Genomic DNA, 568 nt, shown 5'->3' with positions numbered 1-568 from the left:
GCAAGTCGCTGGCCGAGAACCGGGCCATGCTCTTCGTGCACACGCCCTTCGTCGTCTTCACCGACTGCAACACGCTGCTCAACCCCGAGGCCGTGCGCCGGCTCGTGCGCCACTACGCCGACCCGCTGGTCGGCGCCGTCTCGGGCGAGAAGCGGGTGGTGCGCGACGGCAGCGCGGCCGGGGCGGGCGAGGGCCTGTACTGGCGCTACGAGTCCGTGCTCAAGCGCTGCGACGCGGCCATCAGCAGCCTGATGGGGGCCGCGGGCGAGCTGGTGAGCTTCCGCACGGCCCTGTTCCGCCCGCTGGAGGCCGACACGATCCTGGACGACTTCGTGCAGTCCATGCGCATCGTGGCCGCCGGCTACCGGGTGGTCTACGAGCCGGGGGCGTACGCCAGCGAGGCCCCGTCGGGCTCACTGGCGGAGGAGATGAAGCGCAAGATGCGCATCTGCGCCGGGGGCTGGCAGGCCATGACGCGGCTGCCGGGGCTGCTGCTGCGGCCCTGGCGGCAGCCGGTGGTCACGTTCCTGTACGCCTCGCACCGGGTGCTGCGCTGGAGCCTGACGCC

Annotated in this window: 1 protein-coding gene; it reads left to right on the top strand. The window is 72.5% G+C overall.

The features are described from left to right. Positions 1–568: glycosyltransferase family 2 protein (locus tag EI291_RS22560; RefSeq protein WP_148103456.1), on the top strand; the 568-nt coding region annotated here is incomplete at both ends.

Source organism: Hymenobacter rigui (assembly GCF_003944715.1).
Lineage (GTDB): Bacteria > Bacteroidota > Bacteroidia > Cytophagales > Hymenobacteraceae > Hymenobacter > Hymenobacter rigui.
The sequence above is the reverse complement of the archived record's forward strand: the minus strand, read 5'-3'. Positions and strand labels throughout refer to the sequence as shown.